The sequence below is a fragment of the bacterium genome (assembly GCA_040756715.1).
GTDB lineage: Bacteria > UBA9089 > UBA9088 > UBA9088 > UBA9088 > JBFLYE01.
The window spans coordinates 1-5,656 of sequence record JBFLYE010000152.1; the positions used below are offsets into that span (position 1 = coordinate 1).

Annotated in this window: 5 protein-coding genes; all 5 read left to right on the forward strand. The window is 37.9% G+C overall.

Annotated elements, in window-relative coordinates; genetic code table 11:
* On the forward strand, positions 1-1,468 hold a 1,468-nt coding region (gene topA / locus AB1397_05655), incomplete at its 5' end, for a type I DNA topoisomerase (GenBank protein MEW6482470.1).
* 58 nt (positions 1,469-1,526) lie between these two features.
* On the forward strand, positions 1,527-3,146 hold the full coding sequence (locus tag AB1397_05660; protein MEW6482471.1) for a PEGA domain-containing protein: 1,620 nt from the start codon (positions 1,527-1,529) through the stop codon (positions 3,144-3,146).
* Positions 3,143-3,313 carry a hypothetical protein gene (locus AB1397_05665; protein ID MEW6482472.1) on the forward strand — a complete coding sequence of 57 codons (171 nt, stop codon included), beginning with the start codon at positions 3,143-3,145 and terminating at the stop codon, positions 3,311-3,313. The genes AB1397_05660 and AB1397_05665 overlap by 4 nt, the downstream gene beginning before the upstream one ends.
* On the forward strand, positions 3,297-3,758 hold the full coding sequence (locus AB1397_05670; protein MEW6482473.1) for a hypothetical protein: 462 nt from the start codon (positions 3,297-3,299) through the stop codon (positions 3,756-3,758). Before AB1397_05665 ends, AB1397_05670 begins: the two co-directional genes overlap by 17 nt.
* Positions 3,755-5,452, forward strand: coding sequence for an ATPase, T2SS/T4P/T4SS family (locus AB1397_05675; GenBank protein ID MEW6482474.1), 1,698 nt, complete (start codon positions 3,755-3,757; stop codon positions 5,450-5,452). Before AB1397_05670 ends, AB1397_05675 begins: the two co-directional genes overlap by 4 nt.
* Positions 5,453-5,656: the final 204 nt, after the last annotated feature.

Sequence of the window (5,656 nt, forward strand, 5' to 3'; positions counted from 1 at the left end):
AGTGGCAAAAATAGAGAAAAAAGAAAAAAAGAAATCTCCGCCGCCTCCATTTATCACAAGCAAATTACAACAGGAGGCATTCCAAAGGCTTTCCTTTCCTTCAAAGAAGACAATGCTCATTGCCCAGCAATTATATGAGGGGTTAGAGGTAGGAGGGGGATCGCCTATAGGCTTGATTACATATATGAGGACAGATTCGCTAAGGGTATCTTCTGAGGCAATATCTGAGATTAGGGGTTATATTAAGAGCACTTTTGGTGAAAACTATGTTCCAAAGCAAAGCCGTTTTTATAAAAATAAAAACAAAGCCCAGGATGCCCATGAGGCAATAAGACCAGCCTTGCCATTTCATATTCCATCTGAGATAAAGAGCTATATTTCAAATGAGCAATTTAGGCTATATGAGCTTATTGCAAAGAGATTTATCGCCTCACAGATGGAGGATGCTTTATTCTTAACGACAAAGGTAGAGATAAAAGCCCTTGACTATACATTTGTCGCCTCTGGACAGATAGTAAAATTTGATGGATTCATCAAGGTCTATCCCTCGGATGAAAAAGACAAAATTCTTCCTGCTTTGTTAGAAGGCGAAAGTCTTTCCCTTTTAAATATTACCCCCGAGCAGCACTTTACTCAACCCCCTCCAAGGTATAATGAGGGAACATTAGTTAAGGCTTTGGAGGAAAATGGCATTGGAAGGCCTTCTACCTATGCGACAATAATCACGACATTGCTTGAAAGAATGTATGTGGAAAAGAAAGAGAATAAGCTATATCCAACCACAACCGGAAGGCTTGTCTGGGGTCTTTTAAAGGAAAATTTCCCCTCCATTTTTGAGATAAAATTTACCGCAGGTATGGAGGAAAATCTGGATAGGATAGAGGAAGGAGGGGTTAATTGGAAGGACTTACTTTATTCATTTTATCCAGGGTTTTCAAATATGCTAGAAAAAGCAGAAAAAAATATGAAGAATGTAAAAAAGGAAAAAGAAAAGGAAACAGATATTCTCTGCGAGAAATGTGGAGGGAAAATGGTGATAAGGGAAGGGAAATACGGAGAATTTTTAGCCTGCAAAAACTTTCCAAAATGCAGAAATGCAAAGCCAATAGGAGAACAAAAGGAAAGGATAGAACCCCAAAAGGCAGGTAAGCCTTGTCCAAGATGCAACCAGGAGCTGGTGATAAGATTTGCTCGTGGTCAAAAATTCCTTGGTTGTTCTTCCTATCCAGATTGTCGCTATACAGAGCAATTAATAAAGATAACCTGCCCAAAGTGCAAAGAGGGGGTTCTTGTTTATAGAAAATCAAAGAGGGGCGGTTTTTATGGGTGTTCAAGATACCCGGATTGCACATATATCACCAATAACAAGTTTTTGGAAGAGAAATGCGAAAATTGCAATAACCACCTTGTCCAATCGGGAAAAAAGATATTCTGTTTAAATTGCAATTGGACAAGGGAGGATAAATGACCACAGGCACAAAGAAATATAAAATGAAAAAAATGCAAAAATGTGGTAAAATTTATTTATGAAAAACTTAAAACTCTACCTTTATTTTATCCTTTTTTCTTTCTCTTGCTATGCAAAAACAATAGCATTTCTTGATTTTGAGGATAGAACGCAAGCTAAGAAAGGAAAAGAGGAGCTTAATTTGCTTATATCTTCCCTATTTCCCTCAGAAAAACTTAGCCTAATTCCACAAGAAAAGGTTAATAAGGTTCTTACGCCAGCCATACAAAAAGAGCTCGGTATAATTACCCCTGAGATAGCATGGACAATTGGCGAGCTTCTGGAATGCGATTGTTTAGCAATTGGCTCTATAGAGGATTCCCTTAGCCAAAGGTTTATCAGATTTTCCTTTATCCCTACAAGTAGAAAAGAAGACCCCTATTTAAAAGAATATCTTATTTCTTTATTCCTTTCCCATTTTGGAATAAATACAAAGATTGAAAAGCTTATCTTTCAATCAGAGCTTGTTATTCCTTTAGGCAAAGAGGATGGAATAAAACCAGGCACAAGGTTTGATGTGATAAGGGATGGGATAAAGATAGCAGAAGCTGAGGTTACATCCCTTGAGGCTCGCAAATCCTTTCTTTCCATTTTATATTCAAAGGAAAAAATATCTCCATTTGACCTTATAAGAAAAAGCTCCTATGAAATAAACAAAACAAAGGAATTTCTCCTTATCCATACAAAACCAAGGGCAAGTGTATCCTGGAGGGGAAAAGAAATAGGAGAAAGCCCTATTATTATCAATGATAAAATAGAGGGAGGTCTTCTTGTTAAAAAGGATGGATTTGAGGATTTAAAGCTTGAAATAGAGAATAAAAGCAATCCCTATTCTTGTCTTGACCTCTCCCTCTTATTAGGAAGATTAAAAAAGGGAGAAAGACCAACTTCCCTTGCTGTTTCATCCCAGCCTAATAATTGTGAGGTCTTTCTTGATGGAAGGCTGGTTGGTCTTACACCTTTGTTTATTCCAAACCTGGAGGAAAAGGTCTATGAGGTTGTGGTAAAAAAGGAGGGGTTTGAGCCTCAAACCCAAAAGGTTTTGGTAAAGGGAGAGCAAGATTTAAGGGTTAATCTTTATTCAATATCATTGCCAAAAGAGCCTCCTGTTTTCCTAAAGGAAAGGGGATATTTATCAGAGCTTGTTTTTCTTCCCACCTCCCATTGCGAAAAAGGGCTTAAATTTGGACTTACATACCCCTATTTATTTCTTTTAAAGATAGGCATTCCCTCAAGCCTTAAAACAGAGATAAGCCTTTTTGGAATGGGTAGTTCCTTAAAGCTAAACTATGATTGGTTGGGAATTTCTCTGTATTATAGGCTATACGATATGGAAAAGAAGGAGAAGGAAAAGGATAAGGGGTTTTGGTTTATCTCAAGCCTTCCTTCCAAATTTTTCAATATCCACCTTGGGCTAGGTTATTTATGGAAAGAAAAATCTAGTGAAGGACAATATTTTATAGGGATGGATATGCCTATAAAGGGTTTTAATATATTGGCTGAATATGAAAAGAAAGGATTTTGCTTTGGTATTCATAAACCATTAAAATTCTTTGATCTAAAGCTTGGAATTGGAGAAAGGGATGAGGAAACAAGCTATAATTTTGGAATATACCTTGAAAGAAGAGAGAAGGGATGAAAGATACATTATATCCACAAGATTTTGAGAAAGAGGACAAGCATTTAGAGAGGTTGATTAGGTGGCTTTCTAAATTTCCTGTGAAGAAGAGGTTAGAAATAGGATATCTACACACCCTAGCCGCCATCAAGCTGGATAAATTAAAAAAGAATGACGGATCCTATTGAGTTTATTGGAGCTATTCATCAGAAAGGGGTGAGGTATCTTCTTATTGGCCGGCAAGCAATGATTACCTATGGGATTCCGGTAGCAACAATGGATTATGACCTCTATATTGATGGGGAAAGAGAGAATACGGAAAGGCTCTTGGAGGTAGCAAGGGAATTTGGATTATATCCTTCAATAGAGCCAGAAAAAATAAAGGAACATTTTATGTTCACGCTAGAAAATGACATCACCATTGATGTATTTAGGCCAAAACAAATAGTGAATATAGAGGGAGAAATCCTTCGCTTTGAAGATTGTTTTAAAAGAAAGAGGCTTTTAAAAGAAGAGGGGTTTGCGGTTTATGTCCCAGATTTAGTAGATCTGGTTAAGCTGAAAAAAACAGGAAAGGATAAAGACAAGATAGACCTGAAGTATCTCAAGAAGCTTATGGAGATAGAACAATGAATATAAGGGATAAAAGAAAATTAGGGGATATGCTGGTTAAGGCAAATATTATAACCCAGGAGCAGCTTAATAAAGCCCTTGAGGAGCAGAGAAGGGCAAGGGAGAGGCTTGGAAAAACCTTATCAAGGCTTGGCTTTGTCTCTGAGGAGACAATCCTTAATTTTCTAGGCTCTCAGATGGGCATAGCATATGTAGACTTAGACAATATAGAGATTGAAAGGTTTGGAAAGCTCTTAAGGAATGATGTATTAGAGCCAATTGTTAGAAAGCACCTGGCAATCCCAATTTCTCTAAACGATGATGTTTTAACCATTGCAATGGCAGATCCCCTTGATGTATTTGCTATCGATGACATAAGAAAGGTTACCGGCTGTAAGATAAGGGCGGTTGTCTCCTCTGAGGAAAAGATAAAGGCTGCAATAGAAAAGTATTATAGAAAAACAGAAAGTATGGAGGATATCTTAGCCGCGGTTGATGTCAAAGCGGTTGAGGTTTTAAAGGAAGAAGAGACGGTTGACCTTGAGAAGATAAAGGAGGAGGGCGAGGCGGTTGGAATAATCAAGCTGGTCAACCACTTGCTTTCTGAGGCGGTTGAAAGGGGTGCATCTGATATACACATTGAGCCATATGAGGAGGATTTAAGGGTAAGATACAGAATAGATGGTGTTCTTCATGAGGTATTCTCTCCACCCAAGAGCCTTTGCCGGGCTATTATCTCAAGGTTTAAGATAATCTCTGGCTTAAACATTGCAGAGAGAAGGCTTCCCCAAGATGGAAGGTGTTCTATAAGGTTAAGGGATAAAGAGGCAGATATGAGGGTTTCTATTGTTCCCACCTCCTATGGAGAAAAGGTTGTAGCAAGAATCCTTGATCCAACATCTATGGCGGTTGACCTTGTAAAATTAGGGTTTTCTAAAAATATGCTTTCTCTCTATGAAAAGAAGATAAAAGAGCCACATGGGATAATTCTTATCACAGGACCAACCGGCTGCGGAAAGACAACAACCCTTTATTCAACCCTTAGGACACTCAATTCCCCTAACAAAAATATTATGACCGTTGAGGATCCTGTTGAGTATAAGATGAGAGGTCTTAATCAAACACAGGCAAAACCTGATATTGGGCTTGATTTTTCAACCACCCTGCGTTCATTTTTAAGGCAGGATCCCGATATTTTATTTGTTGGTGAGATAAGGGATAAGGAAACAGCAGAGGTTGCCATAAACGCCGCCCTAACCGGACATCTTGTATTCTCCACCCTGCATACAAATGATTCTGTGGGAGCAATAACAAGGCTTCAGAATATGGGTGTTGAGCCATTTCTCATTGCCTCAACCTTGATTCTATCGGTTGCCCAGAGGCTGATAAGAAAGATATGCCCTGAATGTAAGGTTTCTTATAAGCCAAAACAAGCCCTGCTTGATTTCTTTAATCTTCCAAGTGATACACCTCTCTGGAAAGGACAGGGCTGCAAAAAGTGTAGCCAAATTGGATATAAAGGGAGGATTGGTATCTTTGAGCTTCTTGATATTGACCCCGAAATTCAAGAGCTTATTACAGAAAGGGAACCTGCCTCCAGAATAACAGAGCTTGCTATGGAAAAAGGGCTAACTACATTAAAGGATGCCTCGAAGGAAAAGGTTTTAGAAGGGATAACCACAATAGAAGAAGGGATAAGGGTTATCGCAGGATAATAACAGAGTTGGTATATGTTTAGCTTCCTTAATATTTATAGTATCTTCCATTACTTAGTGCAAAAATAGATAGGGTGGTGTTTATCTGTTAAAAATTCATCCACCTTTTAAGAAATTTTGAATTCTAAATTTTGAATTTTGAATTGAAGGTTTAAGTTTTATAAAATTTTTTCCCTTTTAATTCAAAATTCAACATTCAAAATT

Coding starts and splice junctions, on each gene's coding strand:
- AB1397_05670 (MEW6482473.1), top strand. CDS start 3,297: ATGACGGATCCTATTGAGTTTATTGGAGCTATTCATCAGAAAGGGGTG.
- AB1397_05660 (MEW6482471.1), top strand. CDS start 1,527: ATGAAAAACTTAAAACTCTACCTTTATTTTATCCTTTTTTCTTTCTCT.
- AB1397_05675 (MEW6482474.1), top strand. CDS start 3,755: ATGAATATAAGGGATAAAAGAAAATTAGGGGATATGCTGGTTAAGGCA.
- AB1397_05665 (MEW6482472.1), top strand. CDS start 3,143: ATGAAAGATACATTATATCCACAAGATTTTGAGAAAGAGGACAAGCAT.